General features: G+C 73.0%; 20 protein-coding genes. 14 read left to right on the plus strand and 6 right to left on the minus strand.

Going from position 1 to position 22,960, the window contains the following annotated elements; translation table 11 throughout:
* The first annotated feature begins 21 nt into the window (after positions 1-21).
* Together FB388_RS22115 and FB388_RS22120 are read left to right on the plus strand one after the other, a co-directional pair.
* Positions 22-837 (plus strand): shikimate dehydrogenase, encoded by an 816-nt coding sequence (locus FB388_RS22115; RefSeq protein WP_142104123.1) that lies wholly within the window; start codon positions 22-24, stop codon positions 835-837.
* A 17-nt stretch (positions 838-854) separates the two neighbouring features.
* Positions 855-2,105, plus strand: coding sequence for an ROK family transcriptional regulator (locus FB388_RS22120; protein ID WP_211362162.1), 1,251 nt, complete (start codon positions 855-857; stop codon positions 2,103-2,105).
* Between the two features lie 55 nt (positions 2,106-2,160).
* Here FB388_RS22120 and FB388_RS22125 read toward each other — a convergent pair whose 3' ends face one another.
* The gene (locus FB388_RS22125; protein ID WP_142104124.1) at positions 2,161-2,787 is read right to left on the minus strand and encodes a class I SAM-dependent methyltransferase; all 627 of its coding nucleotides are present in this window, start codon (positions 2,785-2,787) and stop codon (positions 2,161-2,163) included.
* A 49-nt stretch (positions 2,788-2,836) separates the two neighbouring features.
* On the opposite strand from FB388_RS22125, the gene FB388_RS22130 reads away from it, so the two are divergent.
* Together FB388_RS22130 and FB388_RS22135 are read left to right on the plus strand one after the other, a co-directional pair.
* Entirely contained in the window at positions 2,837-3,538 is a 702-nt protein-coding gene (locus FB388_RS22130; RefSeq protein WP_142104125.1) for a DsbA family oxidoreductase, read from the plus strand.
* A 203-nt stretch (positions 3,539-3,741) separates the two neighbouring features.
* The gene (locus tag FB388_RS22135; RefSeq protein ID WP_142104126.1) at positions 3,742-4,605 is read left to right on the plus strand and encodes a LysR family transcriptional regulator; all 864 of its coding nucleotides are present in this window, start codon (positions 3,742-3,744) and stop codon (positions 4,603-4,605) included.
* Positions 4,606-4,715: 110 nt separating this feature from the next.
* On the opposite strand, the gene FB388_RS22140 is transcribed toward FB388_RS22135, so the two are convergent.
* The 3 genes from FB388_RS22140 to FB388_RS22150 all read right to left on the minus strand — a co-directional run bounded on the left by FB388_RS22140 (position 4,716) and on the right by FB388_RS22150 (position 9,057).
* On the minus strand, positions 4,716-6,071 hold the full coding sequence (locus FB388_RS22140) for an MFS transporter (RefSeq protein ID WP_142104127.1): 1,356 nt from the start codon (positions 6,069-6,071) through the stop codon (positions 4,716-4,718).
* A gap of 137 nt (positions 6,072-6,208) precedes the next feature.
* Entirely contained in the window at positions 6,209-7,939 is a 1,731-nt protein-coding gene (locus FB388_RS22145) for a DEAD/DEAH box helicase (protein WP_246122278.1), read from the minus strand.
* Positions 7,940-8,103: 164 nt separating this feature from the next.
* The gene (locus tag FB388_RS22150; RefSeq protein ID WP_142104128.1) at positions 8,104-9,057 is read right to left on the minus strand and encodes an LLM class F420-dependent oxidoreductase; all 954 of its coding nucleotides are present in this window, start codon (positions 9,055-9,057) and stop codon (positions 8,104-8,106) included.
* A gap of 37 nt (positions 9,058-9,094) precedes the next feature.
* Between FB388_RS22150 and FB388_RS22155 the strand changes: the two genes are divergently transcribed.
* The 7 genes from FB388_RS22155 (at position 9,095) to FB388_RS22185 (ending at position 14,785) form a co-directional block, all read left to right on the plus strand.
* Positions 9,095-10,033 carry a serine hydrolase domain-containing protein gene (locus FB388_RS22155; RefSeq protein ID WP_170225783.1) on the plus strand — a complete coding sequence of 313 codons (939 nt, stop codon included), beginning with the start codon at positions 9,095-9,097 and terminating at the stop codon, positions 10,031-10,033.
* A gap of 58 nt (positions 10,034-10,091) precedes the next feature.
* Positions 10,092-10,574 carry a RidA family protein gene (locus FB388_RS22160; RefSeq protein WP_211362164.1) on the plus strand — a complete coding sequence of 161 codons (483 nt, stop codon included), beginning with the start codon at positions 10,092-10,094 and terminating at the stop codon, positions 10,572-10,574.
* Entirely contained in the window at positions 10,574-11,530 is a 957-nt protein-coding gene (locus tag FB388_RS22165; protein WP_142104130.1) for a threonine/serine dehydratase, read from the plus strand. The genes FB388_RS22160 and FB388_RS22165 overlap by 1 nt, the downstream gene beginning before the upstream one ends.
* A gap of 54 nt (positions 11,531-11,584) precedes the next feature.
* A complete protein-coding gene (locus tag FB388_RS22170; RefSeq protein WP_142104131.1) occupies positions 11,585-11,938 on the plus strand; it encodes a DUF8129 domain-containing protein in 354 nt (117 codons plus the stop codon).
* Between the two features lie 30 nt (positions 11,939-11,968).
* Positions 11,969-13,117, plus strand: a complete 1,149-nt coding sequence (locus tag FB388_RS22175; RefSeq protein WP_142104132.1) for a zinc-dependent alcohol dehydrogenase — start codon at positions 11,969-11,971, stop codon at positions 13,115-13,117.
* A gap of 16 nt (positions 13,118-13,133) precedes the next feature.
* Positions 13,134-13,697 carry a hypothetical protein gene (locus FB388_RS22180; protein WP_142104133.1) on the plus strand — a complete coding sequence of 188 codons (564 nt, stop codon included), beginning with the start codon at positions 13,134-13,136 and terminating at the stop codon, positions 13,695-13,697.
* A gap of 158 nt (positions 13,698-13,855) precedes the next feature.
* Positions 13,856-14,785, plus strand: coding sequence for a type IV toxin-antitoxin system AbiEi family antitoxin domain-containing protein (locus FB388_RS22185; RefSeq protein ID WP_142104134.1), 930 nt, complete (start codon positions 13,856-13,858; stop codon positions 14,783-14,785).
* A gap of 82 nt (positions 14,786-14,867) precedes the next feature.
* Here FB388_RS22185 and FB388_RS22190 read toward each other — a convergent pair whose 3' ends face one another.
* Positions 14,868-17,342, minus strand: a complete 2,475-nt coding sequence (locus tag FB388_RS22190) for a Tex family protein (RefSeq protein WP_142106199.1) — start codon at positions 17,340-17,342, stop codon at positions 14,868-14,870.
* A gap of 72 nt (positions 17,343-17,414) precedes the next feature.
* Positions 17,415-18,626, minus strand: coding sequence for a macrolide family glycosyltransferase (locus FB388_RS22195; RefSeq protein ID WP_142104135.1), 1,212 nt, complete (start codon positions 18,624-18,626; stop codon positions 17,415-17,417).
* A 113-nt stretch (positions 18,627-18,739) separates the two neighbouring features.
* Here FB388_RS22195 and FB388_RS22200 point away from each other — a divergent pair, with 113 nt between their 5' ends.
* The 3 genes from FB388_RS22200 (at position 18,740) to FB388_RS22210 (ending at position 22,956) form a co-directional block, all read left to right on the plus strand.
* A complete protein-coding gene (locus FB388_RS22200; RefSeq protein ID WP_142104136.1) occupies positions 18,740-19,324 on the plus strand; it encodes a TetR/AcrR family transcriptional regulator in 585 nt (194 codons plus the stop codon).
* A gap of 135 nt (positions 19,325-19,459) precedes the next feature.
* A complete protein-coding gene (locus tag FB388_RS22205) occupies positions 19,460-21,001 on the plus strand; it encodes an APC family permease (RefSeq protein WP_142104137.1) in 1,542 nt (513 codons plus the stop codon).
* Positions 20,998-22,956 (plus strand): primary-amine oxidase, encoded by a 1,959-nt coding sequence (locus FB388_RS22210; protein WP_142104138.1) that lies wholly within the window; start codon positions 20,998-21,000, stop codon positions 22,954-22,956. Before FB388_RS22205 ends, FB388_RS22210 begins: the two co-directional genes overlap by 4 nt.
* The last annotated feature ends 4 nt before the right edge of the window (positions 22,957-22,960 follow it).

Consider the following 22,960-nt stretch of genomic DNA (forward strand, 5'->3'; position numbering starts at 1 on the left):
CGAGCGGAGATACTGGCGGGCATGCGTGCCGCAGTGCTGGGGAGTCCGGTGGCCCACTCGCTGTCGCCGGTGCTGCACTCCGCCGCGTACGCGGCGCTCGGGCTCGACGGGTGGCACTACGACGCGCACGAGTGCGACGAGACCGGCCTGGCTCGCTTCGTCGACGGGCTGGGACCCGAGTGGGCGGGCCTGTCGCTGACGATGCCGCTGAAGCGGGTGGCCCTCGACGTCGCCCGGGACGTCTCCCCGCTCGCGGCCGCCGTCGGCGCGGCCAACACGCTCGTCCTCACCGAGGGCCGCCGCTACGCCGACAACACCGACGTCGCGGGGATCGTCCACGCCGTGCGCGGCGCGCCACCGGCCGGGCGCGCGGTCGTGCTCGGCGCGGGCGGCACCGCGCAGGCCGCGCTCGCAGCGCTGCGCGAGCTCGCCATCGGCGACGTCACGGTGCTGGTCCGATCCACCGCGCGGACGGGTGAGCTGCGGGCCACCGCCGACCGGCTCGGCGTCGCCCCGGAGATCACGGACGGCCTGCTCGACCCCGCCCGCGCGCGGGCCGCGCTCGCCGACGCCGACGTGGTGGTGTCCACGCTCCCCCGCGGCGCCGCCGACGGGCTCGACGGGGTGCGGCCCGGTGCGGTGGTGCTCGACGTGGTCTACGCGCCGTGGCCCACCGCCTTCGCAGCGGCCGCCGAGGCCGCGGGCGCGCACGTCGTCAGCGGGCTGGAGATGCTGCTGCACCAGGCCGTCGCGCAGGTGGAGCTGATGACGGACCGCACACCGCCGATCGAGGCGATGCGCGAGGCGCTTGACGCGGCGGTGGCCGCCCGGGCCTGAGGATTACGATCCGCCCTATGGAGGGCAGGCGGGGCACCAACCTGCCGCGGATCGCCGACTTCAACCAGGCCGTGATCCTGGACGCGGTCCGGCACGCTCCCGACGGCCTGTCCCGGGTGGAGCTCGCCGAGCTCACGGGCCTCTCGGCGCAGGCGGTCTCCAACATCACGCGGCGGCTGCTGGACCGCGACCTGATCACGGAGGCCGGCACGCTGCTCCCGGTCGGCCGGGGCAAGCCGCGCACGCTGCTGCGCCTGCACCCCACCGGGGGCTTCGCGATCGGCGTGCACGTCGACCCGACGGTCACCACGGTCGCGCTGCTCGACCTCGTGGGCGACGTCGTGGCGTCGGTCCGCACGCACCCGGCGTCGGCGATGTCCCCGGCCGAGCTGGTCACCGCGGTCACCGACGCCGCCACGGGACTGGTCCGGTCCACCAGCGTCGACGCGGGACGGGTGCTGGGCATGGGGATCGCCGCGCCCGGGCCGTTCGACCCGGGCACCGGGGTCGTGCTTGAGCCGCCGCTCCTGCCGGACTGGACCCGGGTCGGGCTGCGCCAGCTGCTGCACGAGGCCACCGGCTACCCCGTGGTGCTGCACAAGGACGCGGCCGCAGCGGCGCTCGCGGAGCTGTGGCGCGGGTCGGCCACCGGCCTCGCCGACTTCGCGTTCCTCTACCTGGGCACCGGGCTCGGTGCGGGGTTCGTGATCGGCGGCGAGCTGCTCGGCGGGAGCACCAACAACGCCGGCGAGATCGGCCACCTGATGGTCGACGCGAACGGGCCGCGCTGCAGCTGCGGCCAGCGCGGCTGCGTCGGGCCCGCCTGCATGCCGCGCCACCTGGTGGCCGAGGCGGCCGGCGCGGGGCTGCTCCCCCGGCCGGCACGCGACGCGGGCGACCGCGAGATCGACGAGCTGTTCACGGTGATGTGCCGGCTCCCGGCGGCCCGTCCCGTCCTGGAGCGGAGCGCGACGCGGCTGGCCCGCGCCGCGGCCACCGTCAGCAACCTGCTCGACGTGCGCGCCGTCGTGTTCGGCGGGCCGATCTGGGACCGGGTCAGCGACGTGTTCCTGCCGATCCTGCGCGACACGCTGCTCACCACCACCGAGGCCCGCCAGGTGCACCCGGTCGCGGCGCTGGGCAGCTCGCTCGGCCCGGACGTCGGCGCGATCGGCGCCGGGTGCCTCGTGCTCGAGCACTCCTTCTCCACCCGGCCGTCCACCCTGCTGCTCGGGCCGCGCGACGATCAGGTGGCCGCGGTTCCCTGAGAACGTGTTCGAGAAGCGCGGAGCGGGCCGTCCAGGCCAGCCGCGACCTGCAGGATCACCGCGCCGTCGGCGGCCCACATGCGCGCTTCTCGAACACGTTCTGATCGCGCCGGTGCACCGCCACGACGTAGTCGCCGCCCGCGTACGGGTCGCGTTCCCAGGTGGCGAACCGGTCCTCCGGCACGGCCCCCGCCGCGGCGCACCAGTCGTCGTAGTCGTCCGGTGTCGGCCAGCTGGGCCGCAGCCGGAAGCCCGCAACGAGGCGGCCGCCGGGCACGAGGTGCGCCACGCAGGCGGCCACGGCCCTGCCCCGCTGCGCGGGGGCCACGTACGGCACGACGTTGCCGGCGAGCACCACCACGTCGAACCGCTCCGGGCGGTCCAGGTCGGCGAGGTCGGCGGTCACCCACTCCAGCTCGGGCGCCTTCCCGCGTGCTGCGGCGATCATGTCGGGGTCGGCGTCCACGCCGAGCACCGCGATGCCCCGCCGGGCCAGCTCGATCGCGACGCGTCCCGTGCCGCACCCGGCGTCGAGCACAGCGGACGGCGCGTAGGAGGCGACGAGGTCGGCCTCGCCGTGCGGGTTGCGCCCCGCCTCGGCGAGCCGCCGGAAGCGCTCGTCGTAGCGCTCGAGGTCCTCCTGCGCGCGCCAGCTGTGCCAGTCGTCGGGGAGGTTGGGCATACCGGCCAGGCTAGGGAACACACTCGGGGCACCAGCGGTTGACCTGCGCGTGAAGGTGGAGATCTGGTCGGACGTCGTCTGCCCGTGGTGCGCGGTCGGGAAGCACCGGTTCGAGAAGGCCCTCGCCCGGTTCGCTCACCGCGACGAGGTCGAGGTGAGCTACCACAGCTTCGAGCTGGACCCCTCCGCTCCGCGCGAGCAGCAGGGCGACATCCACGACCACCTCGCCGCCAAGTACGGCATGAGCCGCGCCGAGGCCGAGGCCAAGCACCGGCAGATGACGGCGATGGCCGCCGAGGACGGCTGGGACTTCCAGTTCGACCGCGCCCGCCGCGGCAACACCTTCGACGCGCACCGCCTGCTGCACCTGGCCGCCGAACGCGGCGTGCAGGACGCGGTGAAGGAGCGCCTCTTCCGCGGCTACTTCACAGAGGGCGAGCCGATCGCCGACCACGCCACCCTCGTCCGGCTGGGCGCCGAGGCCGGGCTGGACGCCGACGAGGCCCGCGAGGTGCTGGCGTGCGACCGGTACGCCGACGCCGTGCGCGCCGACGAGCGGCAGGCCCAGGCGTACGGGATCACCGGCGTGCCGTTCTTCGTGGTCGACCGCAAGTACGGCGTGTCGGGCGCCCAGCCGCCGGACGCGCTGCTGCAGGTGCTCGACACCGCGTGGGCCGATGCACACCCGCTCCAGGTCCTCACCCCGGCCGGTGGCGACGAGGCCTGCGCGGACGGGTCCTGCAGCATCTAGCCGACCTGTTCAGGACGGCACGCGATAGGTCACGTGCGTGGCGGTAGGGCGGATTCTCGCCCCACCAGCCGTTCCACTCCCGGTCCCACTCGCCGCGCACTCGTCCTCCTCGCGGTGGGCTTCCTGTCGAGGATCAGCCTGGAGCAGGCGGGATATGACGTCCAATGCCAATCCGGCCGGGTTTCCATTGATATCGTTGATCTGTGCTCAACATGGTCCACCTCAAGGTCCTGGCCGCGGTCGCGCGTCACGGCTCGGTGACCGAAGCGGCGAGGGAACTGCACTACTCCCAGCCGTCGGTGAGCCACCACCTGTCCCGCCTGGAGGCGGCCACCGGTGCCAAGCTCGTGCAGCGGGTCGGGCGCGGGATCCGGCTGACGCCGGAGGGGCAGCTGCTGGCCAACCGGGCCGCCGAGATCCTGGGACGGGTCGACGCGGCGGCCAACGAGCTGGCGGCGCAGGTCGGCCTGCAGGCGGGGCGGGTCCGGCTGGCCGCCAACGCGTCCACGCTGAGCACGATCGTGCCGAAGGCGGCCGCCTCGTTGGCCCAGGCGCACCCGGGGCTCGAGCTGAGCCTGTTCGACCAGCACCCCGTCGAGGCGTTGCAGATGCTGCGGCACGGCGAGATCGACGTCGCCATCGTCTTCCGGTACGCCGACGCCCCGGTCGAGGAGGAGGGACTCCGCCTCGTCCACATCGGTGACGACCCGATCCACCTCATCAGCAGGCGGCCCGACGACAGCCTCGCGAACCACCGCCACTCCGCCTGGATCGGTGGTTGCGCCCGGTGTCAGAACGAGCTGACCGCCATGTGCCGGTACGAGGGCTTCACACCCCGCATCGCCTCCCACAGCGACGACATGGTCGTCGTGCAGGCCCTCGTCGCCGCCGGCATGGGCGTCACCACGCTGCCCGGCCTCGCGCTACGGGCCCACCGCCGGCCCGACATCCACGCCACCGTGCTCACCAGCTTCCACCGCCAGATCTACGCCGCCACCTACGGCGAGCCACCCGACCCGCCCGCCGTCGCCGCCGTGCTGGCCGCGCTCACCGAAGCGGGCCTCTGACGCCCAGGGACTTCAGCGCAGACCGCTCCCTGCGCCGCGGAGCCCGCATCCCGCGGGCGGCGGCGCCTCGAGGCCCGGTGTGACCTCCGCGCTGCGTGGCTGGAGGTTCGTCACCGATGCTCCTCGGGGACGGCGCTGGGCACGGCGCGCGCATCCTCCCGCTCGTGCCGGCGCCCGACCACCATGACCACGATCCCCGCCATCACCATGAACCCGGCGACGACGAACATGCCCGCCTCGTTGTTGCCCGTGAGGTCGCGCAGCCACCCGGTCATGTACGGCCCGGCGAAGCCACCGATGTTGCCGAACGAGTTGATCATCGCGATCCCCGCGGCCGCGCCCACACCCGTGAGGAACGTGCTGGGCAGCTGCCAGAACACCGGGATCGCCGAGTTGACCCCCGCGGCGCAGAGCGTCATCGCGGCGATCACGAGGTACGGCGAGTCCATGAACAGCGCCGACGCGACGCCCACCGCTCCGATGAAGGCCGGGACCGCCACGTGCCACCGCCGCTCGCCGGTGCGGTCCGAGTGCCGGGCGTTGAGGATCATCACGACGCACGTGATCGCGTACGGGATCGCGGTGATCAGGCCGATCTGCACGAGGGAGAACTTGATCGCGAACGTCTCCTGCAGGTCCGAGACGACCTGTGGCAGGAAGAACGCCAGCGTGTAGTTGCCGAACACGATCCCGAAGTAGACGAGCGACAGTCCCACGACGCGCGAGTCGCGCAGGCCCTCCCGCACTCCGGTGGTGTGCGGCACGTGCGCCGCGTCCTCGTCGGCGATCTTCTTCTCCAGCGCGTCCCGCTCGTCGGGCGACAGCCAGCGCGCATTCCGCGGCCGGTCCGGCAGCAGCAGGAGCACCAGGAAGCCGACGAGGATCGAGGGCAGGCCCTCGACGAAGAACATGAACCGCCAGCCGGCGTCGAAGCCCCACGCCCCGTCGCCGTACTGGATCAGCAGCGTGGAGATGGGCGAGCCGACCACCGACGAGATCGGCACGGCCAGGAAGAACAGCGCCACCACCTTGGCCCGCTGCACGCGGGGGAACCAGTAGGTGAGGTAGAGGATGATCCCGGGGAAGAAGCCGGCCTCGGCGACGCCCAGCAGGAAGCGCACGATGTAGAAGCTGACTTCGCCCTGCACGAACGCGGTGGCCGAGGCGATGATCCCCCAGGTCACCATGATCCGGGCGATCCAGAGCCGGGCGCCGACCTTGTGCAGGATGACGTTGCTCGGCACCTCGAAGAAGAAGTAGCCGATGAAGAACAGGCCGGCGCCGAGGCCGTACGCCGCCGCCGACAACCCGAGGTCGGCGTTCATCGTCAGCGCGGCGAACCCGACGTTGACGCGGTCGAGGTAGTTCAGCAGATAACACAGCCCGAGGAACGGCAGGAGCCGCCACATCGCGCGGCGCACCGCGCCCTCCACCACCTTCTCCTGCCCGGTCCCCGCGTCGGCCATCGGCTCCTCCTCGAGCTCATCAGAGGACTACACCTAAGCGTCCGGCCGGCCGGAGATCAACATTTGATCCCGGAACGACGAACGGCACTCCGTCCGCCAGCGTCGGACAGGAGTGCCGTTCGTGCAGAGTGGATCAGTCAGTCGCGGCGCCCGCGACCCCCCGCCGTGGCGAAACCGCGGTCGCGGCGGATGTTGGTGCGCCGCCCCTTCAACGTGGTGCCGCCGCGGAGGCTGCGCAGCACGTCGTCGGCCGCGTGCTCGGGGATCTCCACGAGCGCGTGCCGCTCGTGGATCTGGATCGCGCCGATGTCGCGCCCGGACAGGTTCGACTCGTTGGCGAGCGCACCCACGATGTCCTGGGGGCGCACGCCGCTGGACCGGCCCGCGTTGACGAACAGGCGCGTGGTGCCGGCCCTCGGCGGGCGGGTGCCAGCGGCACCGCCCCGGCCGCGGGGTTCGCGGCGCTCGCCGGGACGCGGGGGCGCGACCACCGGGATGTCGTCGGCGTCGTCGGGGGCGCCGGTGGCCGCCTGCAGCAGCCGGACCGCAGCGGCGGCGACGTCCGCCGGGTCGAACTCCGCGGTGAGCCCCGCCAGCATCTCGCGGACGCCGTCGCCGGACTCCTCGTCGCGCAGGTCCTCCACCAGGCGCTCGCGCAGGGCGGCGCCGGTGCGCTCCAGCCGGGCGGCCCGCAGGTCGGCGGCCGTCGGCACCGGGGCGAACTCGATCGGCTGCCCGGTGAGCCGCTCGACGGCGCGCATGGCGTGCACCTTCGACGGCGGCACGAGCGTGATGGCCACGCCCTCGCGCCCGGCCCGGCCGACGCGGCCGATCCGGTGCACGTACGCCTCCGACGACTGCGGCACGTCGTGGTTGACCACGTGCGTCAGCAGGTCGATGTCGAGGCCGCGAGCGGCCACGTCGGTGGCCACGAGCAGCTCGGTGCGGCCGCTGCGCAGCCGCTCGACCACGCGGGTGCGGTGCTCCTGGTCCATGCCGCCGTGCAGCGCCTCGGCGCGCAGGCCGCGGGCGGTGAGCGTCTCGGTGACCGCGTCGACGTCGAGCCGGGTGCGGCAGAACACGATCGCCGCCGTCGGCCGCTCGGCCTCCAGGACGCGCCCGAGCGCGGCCGTGGTGTGGCTGCGAGGCACCAGGTAGGCCGTCTGGCGCACCTTCGGGGCCTCGCCCTCGGGCACCGCCTCGCGCTGGATCCGGACCGTGACCGGCTCCCGCAGGTACTTCTGGGCGAGCGTCTCGATGCGCCGCGGCATGGTGGCCGAGAACAGGACGGCCTGCCGCGTGTCAGGGGTGGCGTCGAGCAGCGTCTCGATGTCCTCGACGAAGCCCATGTCGAGCATCTCGTCGGCCTCGTCGAGCACGACGGTCTCGAGCTCGTCGAGGCGCAGGGAGCCACGGGTCAGCAGGTCGATCGCCCGGCCGGGCGTGGCCACGACGATGTCGACGCCCTGCTGCAGGGCCTTCCACTGCGGGCCGACCGGCGCGCCGCCGTACACGGTGACGACGCGAGCGCCCAGGCCGCGCCCGTACCGGGTAACGGCCTCGGCCACCTGCAGGGCGAGCTCACGGGTGGGGGTGAGGACGAGCCCGAACGGCGCGTCCCCCCTCGCCTGCTCCGGCCGCTGCTCGGCGAGGCGCTGCAGCAGTGGGAGCGCGAACGCGGCGGTCTTGCCGGTGCCGGTGGCGGCCTGCCCGAGCAGGTCGCGGCCCTCGACCAGGGGAGCGATCGACTGGGCCTGGATGGGACTGGGGTGCAGGTAGCCCAGCTCCTCGACCTCGCGCAGCAGTTCCTCGCGCAGCGGGAGGTCGGAGAAGCGGGGCAGGTCGAGCTCGTGCTCGTTCTCGATCAAGAATCGTCTTCCGTCGCAGGGACGGGAGCACCGACGGCGCTCCCGCGGGGTGAGCCCGCGGGGCCATCGGCACAACAACTACCCGGCCGGTGCGGTCTCAGGTGGTCCAACACACCACCGACCACACATAGTCCCAGGTGACGGCGGTCACCCGCACACCGCCCCTACCGCAGTGCCGGGAGCACGTCCTTCTCCCACGACGTGAAGAACCCCTCCATGTCGTGGCCCATCTGCGAGACGTAGACCTCGTCGACGCCTGCATCGATGTACTCGCGAACCTGCGCGACCTGCTTGTCGACGTCGTCGCCGCAGGCCACGGACTCGGCGATCATCTCGGGCGTCACGAGCGTCTGCGCGTCCATGAAGTCGCGGGGCCGCGGGAGCGTCTGCGCGAGCTGGCCCGGCAGGCCCTGGTTGCCCCACGTGCGGTGCGCGATCTCGACGGCCCGCTCGGCGTCGCGGTCCCAGCACACCTTCGTGCCCGCCTGCACCGGCTTGCCCTCGCCCCCGGCCTCCCGGAACACCCGGATGAGGTCGGCGTCGGGCATGGTCGTGACGTAGCCGTCGCCGATCCGGCCGGCCAGCTCGGTGGCCTGCGGACCGAACCCGGACACGTAGATCGGCACCGTCTCCGCCGGCAGCGTGTAGATCCGCGCGTCCTGCACCTCGTAGTACGTGCCGTGGAAGCTGATCTCCTCGCCCTCGTGCAGCGTCCGGATGACGTCGATGGCCTCCTCCAGCATCTCCAGCCGCACGCCGACGGAGGGCCACTGGTCGCCCAGCACGTGCTCGTTGAGCGCCTCCCCGCTGCCGACGCCCAGCACGAACCGGCCGTCGAGCTGCACGGCCGCGGTCGCCGCCGCCTGGGCGATGATCGCCGGGTGGATGCGGACGGTCGGGCAGGTCACGGCCGTGGTGACCGGGAGCGACGTGGCCTGGGACAGCGCGCCGATGACACCCCAGACGAAGGGGCTGTGCCCCTGCTCGTCGTTCCAGGGGTGGAAGTGGTCGGAGATCCAGAGCTTCTCGAAGCCCGCCGCCTCCGCGCGCCTGGCCTGGTCGATGAGCTCCTTCGGGCCGAACTGCTCACAGGACAGGAAGTAGCCGATGCTCGCCATGTCCCGAGCGGTACCCGCGATCCGCCACACTCACGCGGTGCCTGATCACCTGGACGGATTGCGAGCGGCCTGTGCCCGCGTGGACGAGCGGATCCGGACGGAGCCCGCCTACTCCCACACCTCCCACCTGCTCGTCGAGGTCGGCGGGCAGGTCGTGGTGGACACGCACTACCGCGGGCCGGAGGTCGCCGACGTCTTCTCCGTCACGAAGTCGGTGCTCGCCACGCTCGTCGGTATCGCCGTGCAGGAGGGGCTCGTGCCCGACCTGGACGCGCCCGCCGGTGACCTGCTCGGCCTCCCGCTGCCAGGTCAGACCCTGCGCCACCTGCTCACGATGACCCGTGGCTGCGCCACCGACGGCCCCTTCGACATCGACGCCGTGATGGCGCTGCCCGGCGGCTGGCTGGAGCGGATCGCCGCCGCTCCAGCCGTCACCGCGCCCGGCACCGCGTTCCGCTACGACAACGGCGGTGCGCACCTGCTCGCTGCCGCCCTGGAGCGACTGGTCGGCGCCCCGCTCGCCGAGTACGCGGACCGCGCGTTGTTCGCGCCGCTCGGGATCACCGACCGGGAGTGGCCGCGGGACCCGGACGGGCACCACCTCGGCTTCGGGCACCTGCGCCTGTCCGCGGGCGCGCTCGCCGCGCTCGGCAGGCTGTGGCTGCGGCAGGACCGCCGGCTGCTCGATCCGGACTACGCCGCCGCCATGGTCACCGCCCACTCCCCCGGCGGCCCACCCGAGCAGCGCCCGTACGGCTTCCTGATCTGGATCGACCCGGCGGGCCCGCTCGCGGGCGGCTGGGCGGGCCAGCACGTGCACGCCGTGCCTGCGGCCGACGCCGTGGTCGTCACGACCGGCGACCCCGGATTCGACCCCGGCCCGCCGCCGACCGACCGGCTCGCGCCCGGCTGGCGTCCCGCCCACGATCTGGTCGTCGAACACGTCCTGCCGGTGTTGACCGGGCAACCGGATTAGCCATTTAGCTAATCGTCGCACTATGCTTCGCCCGTCGTCGACCGATCGAGGGGATGAGATGAGCGCGTTGGGAACCGCGGAGGAGCGACTCACCGAGCTGGGGCTGGAGCTGCCGGATCCACCCGCGGCGGCCGCGGCGTTCGAACCGGTCGTACGGGCCGGGAGCACGGTGTACGTCAGCGGCCAGGTCGCGACCCGGGACGACGAGCTCGTCGCCACCGGTCACCTCGGCGCCGACCTCGACGTCGCGGGAGGCCAGGAGGCGGCACAGCAGTGCGCGCTCAACCTCCTCGCCCAGCTCCGGGCGGCCGCGGGCGGCCTCGACGGCGTGGAGCGACTGGTGAAGGTCACCGTGTACATCGCCTGCACCCCGGACTTCGCGGCCCAGTCTCAGGTCGCCGACGGCGCCTCCCGACTCCTCGTCGACGTGCTGGGCCCGGCGGGCGCGCACGCCCGCGCCGCGATCGGGGTGGCCGCGCTGCCCATCGGGTCGCCGGTCGAGGTCGAGGCCGTCGCCCTGCTCCGGGAAGACGCCGCGTGATGGGCGCATCGACCGGGGTCGCGATCGGCCGGGCCGAGATCAGGCGCGTCCACGAGGTCGTCCGGCCGCACCTGCGACGGACACCGGTCGTGCAGGTCAAGCCCAACGCGCTCGCCGGCACCCCGCTGGCCCTGAAGCTGGAGCAGCTGCAGCGCTCCGGCTCGTTCAAGGCGCGGGGCGCGTTCGCGAACCTCCTGCTCCGCGACGTCCCGGAGGCCGGGGTGATCGCGGCGTCCGGCGGCAACCACGGCGTCGCGGTCGCCTACGCGGCCCACGAGCTCGGGATCCCGGCGCAGATCTTCGTGCCGACGGTCTCGGCTCCCGCCAAGGTCGAGCGCATCCGCAGGCTCGGCGCCGACCTCGTGGTCATCGGCGACCGGTACGCCGACGCGCTCGCCGCGGCCGAGGCGAGCGCCGCCAGGTCCGGCGCGCTGGCGGTCCACGCGTTCGACCAACCGGAGACCATCCTCGGCCAGGCCACGCTCGGCCTGGAGCTCGCCGAGCAGGCGCCCGAACTGGACACGGTCCTGGTGCCGGTCGGCGGCGGCGGGCTGATCGCCGGGGTCGCGGCCTGGTTCGGCGACGCCGTCCGCGTGGTCGGGGTCGAGCCGACCGATGCCCCCACCCTGACCCGGGCCCGTGCCGCCGGCGCCCCGGTCGACGCTCCGACCGGCAGCGTCGCCGCCGACGCACTCGCACCCCGCCGCGTCGGCGACCTCGTCTTCCCCATCACCCAGGCCCACGTCGACGACGTCGTCCTCGTCGACGACGACGCGATCGTCGACGCCCAGCGGGCGCTGTGGGACGAACTGCGCCTGGTGGCCGAGCCGGCCGGCGCGGTGGCGATGGCCGCACTGCGATCGGGTGCCTACCGGGCCGAGCCGGGAGAGCACGTCGCCGTGGTCCTCAGCGGAGCGAACACGACCGGGATCGGGACCTCGCAACCGCGGGTCTGAGAGTCCGGCGTCCGGGCGGGGATGGCAGGGGTTCAGGTGGGTACCCGGCCCGGCATGGTGAACCGTTCCGAGCTCCCGGTGCCCGACTACGACCACCTGCCGCTCGGCAGCCTCGAACATCGGATCCGCGCCCTCGACGCGGACTCCCTGGCCACCCTGCTGGACCACGAGCGGGCGCACGGTGACCGCGCGCCGGTCGTCCAGGTCCTCTCCACGCGGCTGGACGCACTGCGGTCCGGGCGCGCCGAACCGTCCGGCGGGGACCCCGCCGCCGCCCAGCCCGAGCACGCCCCCGCTCCGGACGGCGGCGCCGCCACCGCCCCGGGCAACCAGACCGACACCAACCAGCCCCTGCGCCACGGCGTCGCGGGCCAGACGCCGAACCGCGAGATCCGGTCCGGCGGCTGAGCCCACGAAGCAGACGGGAGGGAGATGTCGATGCGGGCGATGGTGTACCGGGGGCCCTACAAGATCCGGGTCGAGGAGAAGGACGTCCCGCGGATCGAGCATCCGAACGACGCGGTCGTCCGGGTCACCAGGGCGGCCATCTGCGGCTCCGACCTGCACCTCTACCACGGGATGATGCCCGACACGCGCGTCGGGACGACGTTCGGCCACGAGTTCGTCGGCGTGGTCGAGGAGGTCGGGCCATCGGTCCGGACCCTGTCGCCGGGCGACCGGGTGATGGTGCCGTTCAACATCTACTGCGGGTCGTGCTGGTTCTGCGCGCGCGGCCTGTACTCCAACTGCCACAACGTCAACCCGAACGCGACCGCCGTGGGGGCCATCTACGGGTACTCGCACACCTGCGGCGGCTACGACGGCGGCCAGGCCGAGTTCGTGCGGGTCCCGTTCGCCGACGTGGGCCCGACCGTCGTGCCGGAGTGGATGGACGACGAGGACGCCGTCCTGCTCACCGACGCGCTCGCGACCGGCTACTTCGGGGCGCAGCTCGGGGACATCGTCGAGGGCGACGTGGTGGTGGTCTTCGGCGCAGGCCCGGTCGGCCTATACGCGGCGAAGTCGGCGTGGCTGATGGGAGCAGGCCGGGTGATCGTCATCGACCACCTGGAGTACCGGCTGGAGAAGGCCCGCACCTTCGCGCACGCCGAGACGTACAACTTCGTCGAGCACGACGACATCGTCGTGCACCTCAAGCGCATCACCGACCACCTCGGCGCGGACGTGGCCATCGACGCAGCCGGCGCGGAGGCCGACGGCAGCTTCATGCAGCACGTCACCGCCGCGAAGCTCAAGCTGCAGGGCGGCTCGCCGATCGCGCTGAACTGGGCGATCGACGCGGTGCGCAAGGGCGGCACCGTCTCCGTCATCGGTGCGTACGGGCCGATGTTCAGCGCCGTCAAGTTCGGCGACGCGCTCAACAAGGGCCTCACCCTCCGGATGAACCAGTGCCCGGTGAAGCGCCAGTGGCCACGGCTGTTCGAGCACATCCGGAACGGCTACCTCAAGCCCAGCGACATCGTGACGCACCGCATCCCGCTCGAGCACATCAACGAGGCCTACCACATCTTCTCGGCCAAGCTGGACGGCTGCATCAAGCCGCTCATCGTGCCGAACGCCGCGTGACGGAGGACCGACGCCCATGGCATACACCCGGCAGCGACCCTCGACCGGCGAGTCGCCCGACGAGCTGCGCGCCCGCATCCCCGGCTGGGGCGCCGACCTGGACCCGGCCGACCGGCCGTCGGTCCCGAAGCTGCAGCTGCACGACGTACCGGGCGTCGACTGGGACTTCCCGGAGCGGCAGCCGGAGCACCAGCCGCGCGAGCGGTCGATCGAGCACGCGTTCCTCACGCCGGTGTTCGGCACGACCTGCCCGCCCCGCGGCCTGTCCGGCGCGGTCCGCAGGCTCGCGTACCGGCGCTACAGCGAGGGCCGCGCCGCCCACTGGCTCCTGCTGCTGGCCGCCGACCGCGTCGACGCGTGGGAGAACCACCTGCGCTCGTTCGCGACCCTGCGCCCGGACAACCCGATCACCGAGACCGGGGTGAGGAGCGAGCTCACCCGCGGCGGGTGGTCGTCCCGGTTCGGGCGCAAGCGCGCCGACACCGCGCACCAGCTGCTCGACCCGGTGATCGTCGCCGGGCCGTGGGTCGCCGTCGCCGCCGCCGCGCTCGTGGCCGCGAAGCGAGCGCGCCGCCGCTGACTCGTCCGGGGTGAACGCTTCTCCGCCTCCCGGTCGCACACCGACTCCAGCGCTGGCACACCGACTGCAGTCGGTGTGCGAGTGCAGAAATCGGTGTGCAAGCAGCGAATTCTCTCATTCGGCCGCGGGAGGAGCCGCGGTCTCGGCATGCTCGCCGGGTGGACAGACCGCGCCTACTCCTGCGGCGAGAGCTGATCGCCTCCGGCTGGAGCGATCAGGAGCTGCGCAAGCAGCGGCGGGCCGGCGAGCTGCACAGGTTGGGCCGGGGAGCATACGTGGCAGCGCCGGGGGCGCCGCCGGAGTTCGAGGCCCGGCACGCCCTGCTCGCGGCGGTACGCGACGAGCGCCACGCCGCTGACGGCGTGCTGAGCCACGTTTCGGCCGCGGCGCTGCACGGGCTCTCGACGTGGGGGCTGCGGTTCGACCGCATCCACCGCACCCGCGATCGGCGCACCGGCGGACGCGTCGGCAACGGCGTGCACCTGCACGCCGCGCCACTGGCGCCGGACGAGGTGGACGAGGTCGACGGGCTGCTCGTCACGTCCGTGGCGCGTACGGTCGTCGACCTGGCCCGGACCGTGGGGTTCGACGCCGCGGTCGCGGTCGCCGACAGCGCCCTGCACAAGCACCTCGTGGACCCCGACCGGCTGGCCCGCGCCGCCCGCCGCTGCGCCGGATGGCCAGGTGCGCCCCGGGCTCGCCACGTCGTCGCGGCTGCAGACGGCGGCAGCGGCAGCGTCGGGGAGTCCCGGAGTCGGCTCGCGATCCTGCGGGCGGGGCTGCCGGCGCCGATCCTGCAATGGCCGGTGCAAGGTTTCGGCCGGGTTTTCGAGGTCGACTTCGCCTGGCCGGAGCTCTGCACCGTCGGCGAGTTCGACGGGCTGGTCAAGTACGGACGGCTGCTGCGGCCGGGCCAGGACCCGGCCGAGGTCATGGTGGCAGAGAAGCTGCGCGAGGACGAGGTCCGCGACCGCGGCCTGCGGGTGGTTCGGTGGATCTGGGCCGACATCGACCAATTCGACCCGGTGTCCGAACGCCTCTGCCGCGCATTCGCCGCCTCCCCGTCCGGCGCCCGCTGGCGCCGCTGACGGCGCTCACACACCGACTTCTGCACTCGCACACCGGCTGCAGTCGGTGTGCGAGTACCGAAATCGGTGTGCGAGCGGGCGGTCAGCGCTTGCCGTCACCGCCGGCGAGCCCCGCACGGCGCAGGGCGTCGGCCATCGCGCTGTTCGCAGGCGCGGCAGCACCCTGGCGCTGCGCGCCGCCCCTGCGGTCGCCGCCGCGGCCGCGCTGGTCGCTCTGCTGGTCCCGGCGGCCCTGCTGGTCCCGACGGCCCTGGCCGCCCTGCTGGTCCCGGCGACCCTGGCCGCCCTGGCCACCCTGCTGGTCGCGGCGCCCGCCGGGCTTGCGGTCGCGCGGTTCGCCCTTGCGGTCCCGGTTCTGGTCCCGACCCTGCCGCGCGCCCGCGGCGGGCTCGTCCTCGAGCCGCAGGGTGAGCGAGATGCGCTTGCGCGCCTCGTCGACCTCCAGGACCTTGACGCGCACGACGTCGCCGGACTTGACGACGTCGCGGGGGTCGGACACGAACTGGTTCGACATGGCGGAGACGTGGACGAGCCCGTCCTGGTGGACGCCGACGTCGACGAACGCGCCGAACGCGGCCACGTTCGTGACGACGCCTTCGAGGAGCATCCCCGGCCTCAGGTCGGAGATCTTGTGGACGCCCTCGGCGAACGTGGCGGTGCGGAACGCCGGGCGCGGGTCGCGGCCGGGCTTCTCCAGCTCGGCGAGGATGTCGCTGACGGTCGGCAGCCCGAACCGGGCGTCGACGAAGTCCTGCGGCTTGAGCGACTTGATCTTCTGGGCGTTGCCGATCAGGGCGTCGATGTCGGTCTTGGCGCGCTCCAGGATCCGGTGCACCACGGGGTAGGACTCGGGGTGCACGCCGGAGACGTCGAGGGGGTTGTCGCCGCCGCGGATGCGCAGGAAGCCCGCGCACTGCTCGAACGCCTTCGGGCCCAGCCGCGGCACGTCGGCGAGCGCGGTGCGGGTGCGGAACGGGCCGTGCGCGTCGCGGTGCTGCACGATCTGCGCTGCGAGCCCCTCGGTGATGCCGGAGACCCGGCGCAGCAGCGGTACCGACGCCGTGTTGACGTCGACGCCGACCGCGTTCACGCAGTCCTCGACCACCGCGTCGAGCGACCGCGACAGCGACGACTCCGGGAGGTCGTGCTGGTACTGGCCCACGCCGATCGACTTGGGGTCGATCTTCACCAGCTCGGCGAGCGGGTCCTGCAGCCGCCGGGCGATGGAGACGGCGCCGCGCAGCGAGACGTCGAGGTCGGGCAGCTCGGCCGAGGCGTAGGCCGACGCGGAGTACACCGACGCCCCGGCCTCGCTCACCATCACCTTGGTGAGCTTGAGCGCGGGGTTGCGGGCCACGAGCTCGCCGGCGAGCTTGTCGGTCTCCCGCGACGCGGTGCCGTTGCCGATGGCGATCAGGTCGACGTCGTGGGCCGCGGCGAGCTTCGTCAGCTTCGCCAGTGCCCCCTCCCAGTCGTTGCGCGGGGCGTGCGGGTAGATCGTGTCGGTGGCAACGACCTTGCCGGTGGCGTCGACGACCGCGACCTTCACGCCGGTGCGCAGGCCCGGGTCGAGGCCCATCGTGGCGCGGCTGCCTGCGGGGGCGGCGAGCAGCAGGTCGCGCAGGTTGGTGGCGAAGACGCCGATGGCGCCCTCCTCTGCGACCGTGCGCAGCCGCACCCGGATGTCGATCGACAGGTGCAGCAGGATCCGGGTGCGCCAGGCCCACCGGACCGCGTCGGAGAGCCACTTGTCGGCCGGCCGCCCCTGGTCGGCGATGCCGAAGGCGGCCGCGATCGTGCGCTCGTAGTCGGTGACGACGCCGGGCTCGACGGGCTCGGCCTCCGGTTCGAGGGCGACGTCGAGCACCTCCTCCTTCTCCCCGCGGAACGCCGCGAGGATCCGGTGGGAGGGCAGCTTGGTGAACGGCTCGGAGAAGTCGAAGTAGTCGGCGAACTTCGCGCCCTCGGTCTCCTTGCCCTCCCGCACCTTCGTGACGAGCCGGCCGCGCGTCCACATCCGCTCGCGCAGGCCACCGATCAGGTCGGCGTCCTCTGCGAAGCGCTCGACGAGGATCGCCCTGGCGCCCTCCAGTGCGGCGGCGGCATCGGGGACCTGCTCGTTGAGGTAGCCCTCCGCGACCCCGGCCGGGTCCTGGGTCGGGTCGCCCAGCAGCGTGTCGGCGAGCGGCTCGAGACCGTTCTCCCGCGCGATCATCGCCTTGGTGCGCCGCTTCGGCTTGTACGGGAGGTAGATGTCCTCCAGCCGCGCCTTCGACTCCGCGGCCATGATCCGCGCCTCGAGGGCCTCGTCGAGCTTGCCCTGCTTGCGGATCTCCTCCAGGACGACGGTGCGCCGCTCCTCCAGCTCCCGCAGGTACCGCAGCCGCTCCTCGAGGGTGCGCAGCTGCGCGTCGTCGAGCGCCCCGGTGGCCTCCTTGCGGTACCGGGCGATGAACGGCACCGTGGAGCCGCCGTCCAGCAGGTCTACCGCGGCCGTCACCTGGTTCGGGCGCACGCCGAGCTCGTCGGCGATGCGCTGCGGGATCGACTGGGCCACCGACTGGGGCTGCTGGGCCTTGGACTGCTGCGGGGTCGAGAGCGACGTGCTGGTCACCCGCACATCGTCCCGCTAGCCCTCCCGCGCCGCACCGAGGGGTGGGCGCACCGCCGCCGCGACCGCGAGCTCCTGCTCGACGAGGCGCACCGCCTCCGCCGTGCCGCCCTGCTCACGCAGCTCCCTGCGGATCTCCGCGCTGCGGGCGGCCACCTCCGCCGAGCCCGTCAGCTGCAGCAACGCCGCGCGCAGCTCGCCGGCCGTGACCGTGGCCGAGTCGACCCGCCGGGCAACGCCCGCGGTTACCAGCGCGTCGGCGTTCGCGAACTGGTCGACGGCCTGCGGCGCGGCGATCATCGGCGTGCCGGTCCACAACCCCTCCGACGAGCCGCCCATGCCGGCGTGCGTCAGGAACGCGTCGGCCTGCTCCAGGATCGCCAGCTGCGGCACCCACGAGTGCACCTCCACCGACGCCGGCACGTCCCCGAGCACGGCGGGGTCGACGTACTTGCCGATCTGCAGGACGACGTGCCAGCCGGGCAGGTCGCCGAACGCCTCGACGCACCGGCGGTAGAAGTCCGGGTGGTCGGTGAACGCTGACCCCAGCGACACCAGCAGCACCTTCTCGGCACCGGCCGGCCGCGTCCACTCCCCCTGCTCCGGCCGTGGCGCGATGCAGGGTCCGACGAACGTGTACTGCGGCCCGACGCGGTCGGCGTTCGGCTGCAGCGCCCGGGGTACCAGCACGAGCGACCGCTCGGGCCGGCCCATCCAGCCTTCCACCGGCGGCTGCCCGTTCGCGGCGAGCCACTCCCGTTCGACGCGGTACATCTCCGCGCCCCGCGGGTCGGCCTTCATCGCGTCCGTCGTCTCCCGCATGTCGTCCTCGTAGCCCTCCCAGGCCACGAACGTGGACGAGAGCTGGACGGCCGGGATCCCCCACTGTGCGCCGAGGATGCGGGCCGGGGCACCTGCGATGTCGTAGAGGAACAGGTCGGGCCGGTCGTCCTCGTAGGCCGCCCGCAGCTGCGGCAGCATCGCGATCGCATCGTCGAGGAAGAGCCGCAGCGCGTCGATCGCGTCGCCGCCCCATCCGTCGTCGTCCTGCACGGGGAGCGTCGTCCGGTACGGCACGAACTCGGCGCCGACGGACCGCACGGTGTCGGCGAACAGCGGGTCGTTGGCGTACGTCACGCGGTGGCCGCGGCCCACCAGCTCCCGGATGATCTCCAGGCTCGGGTTCACGTGCCCGGGCGCCGGGATGCTGACCATGGCGATGTGCGCCACCGGACCTCCTTCGATCGGAACGAGACGGCTCGTCTCGCCACCCGAGGATGCAGGAGTCGCCTTCCCGCTGTCAAGACGGTGCGTATCGTCTCGTTTGTGAGTAGGATCGCCCCGTGCCCCCCGACGCGTCCCGGCGCAGTGAACGTTCCCGCCGGGCGATCCTCACCGCCGCGGCCGACCTCGCGCACGAGGTCGGCTACCGCAGGCTGACGATCGAGGCGATCGCCGCGCGGGCAGGCGTCGGGAAGCAGACGATCTACCGGTGGTGGCCGTCGAAGGGCGCCGTGGTGCTCGACGGTTTCCTCGCCGCCGTGAACGAGGACCCCGACGACCTCTCGCTCCCCGACACCGGCGACATCGCCGCGGACATCGGCGGCGTCGTGCGCGCGATCGTCGCCGAGCTCGCCGACCCGAAGCTCTCGGGCACCACCCGCGCGCTGATGACCGAGATGCAGGAGGACGCCGAGTTCGCCGACATGGTGCGCGAACGGTTGCTGGGGCCGCAGCTGCAGGCCATCGCCGACCGGCTGCGCGCCGCCCAGGAGGCCGGGCAGCTGCGCGCCGACCTGGACGTGCCCGTGGCCGTCGAACTGCTCGTGGGGCCGCTCTACCACCGCTGGCTGCTGCGCACGGCTCCGCTCACCGAGGCCTACGCGGACACGGTCACGGAGCTGGCCCTGCGCGCGCTCTCCCCCTGATGGAGCAACGCGTTTCGTCCTGAATGGCGCTCAACGGCACGGAGGGTCAGCGCATTCACCCGACCGTGACACGGCGGACACGTGACCTGCTCACGCTGCTCAGAGGTAGCCCTACGCCTCGACCACGGAGCCGCCATGACCGCCGCACCCACCGCCGGCCCGCACGCCGGCGCCCCACTCCCCGACGGCCGAGACCCGTCGACACAGCCCGACCGCCTCTCGGGCGGCGCACTCGGTCTCACGTCCGTCCTGTTCTGCATCGTCACCGGCGCCGCCCCGCTCGCCGCGATGCTGTTCAACGTCCCCGTGGCGACGCTCGGCGCTGGTTACGCCTCCCCGGCCGCGTTCGCCGTCGCCACCGTCGCGCTGACGATCTTCTCGGTCGGCTACATCGCGATGTGCCGGCGGGTGACCTCGGCCGGCGGCTTCTACACGTTCGTCACCCGCGGTCTCGGGCGCGTGCTCGGGCTGGGCTCCGGCCTGCTGATCGCCCTCTGCTACATGGTGTTCACCGCCGCCGTGACCGGCACGATGGGCTACTTCGCCTCGACGACCGTGGCGAGCCTGACCGGCCTCGAGCTGCCCGCATGGGTCTACATGATCGTCGGGCTCGGCCTGATGACCGTGTTCGCCCTGTTCCACATCGAGCTCACCGCCAAGGTGCTCGGGGTCGCGCTGGTCGCCGAGGTGGTCGTGCTCGCGGTGCTCGCGATCGGCGTATTCGCGAGCGGGGGCGCGGAAGGGTTCTCGCTCGCCCCGCTCAACCCGCTCGCCATCTTCGACAACCCGGCCGCCGTGCAGGTCTTCGGCGCGGGTGCGTCCGGCATCGCGCTGTTCGCGGCGTTCTGGTCGTGGGTCGGCTTCGAGATGGCCCCCAACTACGCCGAGGAGACCCGCGACCCGCACCGGATCGCCCGTACCGCCACGTACGGCTCGGTCATCGGGCTCGGCGTGCTGTACGTCATCATCTCCTACGTCTACGTCACGGGCTGGGGTCTCACGGGGGCGACCGAGGCCGTGCAGGCGCAGTACGCGGGCGAGATCGCATCGGCGTTCTACCCGCTCACCGACCGCTACGTGGGCGCGTGGGCCACGGTCCTGATGGAGATCCTCATCGTCACCGGCTCGTTCGCCTGCGCGATGGCGTTCTACAACACCAGCGCCCGCTACCTGTTCGCGCTCGGCCGCGAGGGCGTGCTGCCCACCACGCTCGCCCGCACGTCCCACCGGCACAGCCCGGTGACCGCCTCGATCACGGTCACCGCCCTCGTCGGCCTGTACTGCCTCGCCTTCGTGCTCTACGACCCGAGCAACGAGGGCGCGCTGCTCAAGCTCGGCACGTGGTCGCCGCTGCTCGGCGTGCTCGGCATCCTCGGCGTGCAGGCGCTCGTCTCGATCGCGATCATCCGCTACTTCCGCACCACCGCGCGCGACGGCTTCCGCTGGTGGTCCACGCTCGTCGCCCCCGTCCTCGGGTTCGCCGCGATGGCGGGCGCGTGCACTCTGCTCGTCGTCAACCGCTACGACCTCGCAGGCGCGAGCGACGCCGCGTTCATCGTGCTGCTGCCCTGGGTGGTGCTCGCCGTGTTCGTCGCGGGCCTCGTCCTCGGGCTGGTGCTGCGCAGCCGCTACCCCGACCGCTACGCCCGCATCGGACAGTTCGAGGTGACCCCGTGACCGCCGTAGAAGAACCCGTCGTCACCACTCGATCGATTCGAGGGGCCCACCCGCTCGAGCCGCTCACCGCGGACGAGATCAGCACCGCGGCCGCACTGCTGCGCGCCGAGCGGGGCCTGGGCGACTCCGCGCGCTTCGTGTTCGTCACCCTGCACGAACCGCCGAAGTCCGCCGTCCTCGGCTGGACGCCGGACGCCGCACCGCTGCCGCGGGAGGCGCACGTCGTGCTCTACGACCGCGCCACCCGCACGACGTACGAGGCCGTGGTCTCGCTGACCGACCGGACGATCGTGTCCTGGACGCCGGTGGACGGCGTGCAGCCGCCGATCATGGCCGAGGAGTTCACCTCCTGCGAGGCGATCGTCCAGGCCGACCCGCGCTGGCAGGAGGCCATGCGCAAGCGGGGGATCGAGGACTTCTCGCTCGCCATGATCGACCCGTGGGCGTCGAGCTGGACCGGGCCGGAGGACGACCCGTCGGCCCGCCGCATCGCCCGCCCGCTCACCTGGGTGCGCTCGGCACCCGGCGAGCACGGCTACGCCCGGCCGGTCGAGGGCCTGGTCGTGGTGGTGGACCTCGACGCGGGCGAGGTGGTGGAGGTCGCCGACCACGGCGTCGTGCCGCTGCCCGGCCGGCCGGGCAACTACGAGGAGCCGTGGCTCTTCGAACCCGGCAACGTGCCCGCCGTCGAGGCCTACCGCACCGACGTCGCCCCGATCTCGATCACCCAGCCCGACGGCCCGAGCTTCACCGTCGACGGGCACGCGGTCACCTGGCTGGGCTGGCACCTGCGGATCGGGTTCACCCCGCGCGAGGGCCTCGTCCTGCACGAGGTCGGCTACGCCGGCCGGCCGATCGTCTACCGCGCCTCGCTCGCGGAGATGTACGTCCCCTACGGCGACCCCGCACCCACGCACCGGTTCAAGAACGTGTTCGACCAGGGCGAGTACGGCGTCGGGTGGCTGGCCAACCCGCTCACCCTCGGCTGTGACTGCGTCGGCCACATCCACTACTTCGACGGCACCGTCAACGACAACGACGGCGACCCCGTCACCATCCCGAACGCCGTCTGCATGCACGAGGAGGACGCCGGGATCGCCTGGAAGCACACCGACTTCCGCACCGGCGCGGTGCAGGTGCGCCGCCGCAGGAGGCTCGTGATCTCGACGATCGTGACGGTCGGGAACTACGAGTACGGCTACTTCTGGTACCTCTACACCGACGGCACGATCGAGTACGAGGTCAAGCTCACCGGCGTGATCTCCACCGGCGCCGTGGCCCCCGGCGAGGTGCCGGCGCACGGCACCCTCGTCGCCCCCGGCCTCTACGGGCCGCACCACCAGCACTTCTTCTGCGTGCGGCTGGACATGACCGTGGACGGCACGGCCAACACCGTGGTGGAGGTCGACTCGGCGCCGAGCCCGCCCGGACCGGCGAACCCGCACGGCAACGCCTGGCAGACCCACCGCACGGTGCTGACCGGGGAGGCCGCGGCCCAGCGGGACGTCGACGCCTCGAAGGCCCGGTACTGGAAGATCGAGAGCGCCGAGCGGACGTCCGCGCTCGGCGCCCCGACCGCGTACGCGCTGATGCCGGGCGCGAACGTGCCGCCGATGTACTCCGCGGACGCGGTGTTCGCCCCGCGGGCCGGGTTCACCCAGCACCAGCTGTGGGTCACCGCGGCCGACGACACCCAGCGCTACGCCGCGGGCGACTACCCCAACCAGCACCCCGGCGGGCAGGGCCTGCCCGCGTACGTCGCCGGTGACCGGCCGTTGGAGGGCCGGGACGTGGTGGTCTGGTACACCTTCGGCGCCCACCACGTGGTGCGACCGGAGGACTGGCCGGTGATGCCGGTCAGCACCGTCGGCTTCATGCTGAAGCCGAGTGGCTTCTTCGACGGCAACCCGTCGCTGGACTTCCCGCCGTCGGCGCCGCACTGCCACGGCGGCTGAGGAC

The organism is Pseudonocardia cypriaca, from assembly GCF_006717045.1.
GTDB classification, from domain to species: Bacteria; Actinomycetota; Actinomycetes; order Mycobacteriales; family Pseudonocardiaceae; genus Pseudonocardia; species Pseudonocardia cypriaca.

Excerpts from the sequence above, each read along its gene's own strand:
- FB388_RS22115 (WP_142104123.1), top strand. The coding sequence starts at position 22 with ATGCGTGCCGCAGTGCTGGGGAGTCCGGTGGCCCACTCGCTGTCGCCG.
- FB388_RS22120 (WP_211362162.1), top strand. The coding sequence starts at position 855 with ATGGAGGGCAGGCGGGGCACCAACCTGCCGCGGATCGCCGACTTCAAC.
- FB388_RS22125 (WP_142104124.1), bottom strand. The coding sequence starts at position 2,787 with ATGCCCAACCTCCCCGACGACTGGCACAGCTGGCGCGCGCAGGAGGAC.
- FB388_RS22140 (WP_142104127.1), bottom strand. The coding sequence starts at position 6,071 with ATGGCCGACGCGGGGACCGGGCAGGAGAAGGTGGTGGAGGGCGCGGTG.
- FB388_RS22150 (WP_142104128.1), bottom strand. The coding sequence starts at position 9,057 with ATGGCGAGCATCGGCTACTTCCTGTCCTGTGAGCAGTTCGGCCCGAAG.
- FB388_RS22160 (WP_211362164.1), top strand. The coding sequence starts at position 10,092 with ATGAGCGCGTTGGGAACCGCGGAGGAGCGACTCACCGAGCTGGGGCTG.
- FB388_RS22165 (WP_142104130.1), top strand. The coding sequence starts at position 10,574 with ATGGGCGCATCGACCGGGGTCGCGATCGGCCGGGCCGAGATCAGGCGC.
- FB388_RS22170 (WP_142104131.1), top strand. The coding sequence starts at position 11,585 with ATGGTGAACCGTTCCGAGCTCCCGGTGCCCGACTACGACCACCTGCCG.
- FB388_RS22175 (WP_142104132.1), top strand. The coding sequence starts at position 11,969 with ATGCGGGCGATGGTGTACCGGGGGCCCTACAAGATCCGGGTCGAGGAG.
- FB388_RS22180 (WP_142104133.1), top strand. The coding sequence starts at position 13,134 with ATGGCATACACCCGGCAGCGACCCTCGACCGGCGAGTCGCCCGACGAG.
- FB388_RS22205 (WP_142104137.1), top strand. The coding sequence starts at position 19,460 with ATGACCGCCGCACCCACCGCCGGCCCGCACGCCGGCGCCCCACTCCCC.